This window comes from Clostridioides sp. ZZV14-6345, assembly GCF_020657775.1.
Taxonomy (GTDB): domain Bacteria; phylum Bacillota; class Clostridia; order Peptostreptococcales; family Peptostreptococcaceae; genus Clostridioides; species Clostridioides difficile_D.
In genome coordinates, this window is sequence record NZ_JAGWCX010000175.1 from 1 (window position 1) to 473 (window position 473).

A 473-nucleotide genomic window follows, 5' to 3' on the forward strand; every position below is an offset into this window, starting at 1 on the left:
GATGTTGGGTTAAGTCCCGCAACGAGCGCAACCCTTGTCTTTAGTTGCCATCATTAAGTTGGGCACTCTAGAGAGACTGCCAGGGATAACCTGGAGGAAGGTGGGGATGACGTCAAATCATCATGCCCCTTATGCTTAGGGCTACACACGTGCTACAATGGGTAGTACAGAGGGTTGCCAAACCGTAAGGTGGAGCTAATCCCTTAAAGCTACTCTCAGTTCGGATTGTAGGCTGAAACTCGCCTACATGAAGCTGGAGTTACTAGTAATCGCAGATCAGAATGCTGCGGTGAATGCGTTCCCGGGTCTTGTACACACCGCCCGTCACACCACGGGAGTTGGAGACGCCCGAAGCCGATTATCTAACCTTTTGGAAGAAGTCGTCGAAGGTGGAATCAATAACTGGGGTGAAGTCGTAACAAGGTAGCCGTATCGGAAGGTGCGGCTGGATCACCTCCTTTCTAAGGAGAATT

General features: G+C 50.7%; 1 rRNA gene. It reads left to right on the top strand.

Annotated elements, in window-relative coordinates:
- Window positions 1-461: ribosomal RNA gene (locus tag KGF39_RS19490) — 16S ribosomal RNA — on the top strand; the annotation flags it as partial.
- Window positions 462-473: the final 12 nt, after the last annotated feature.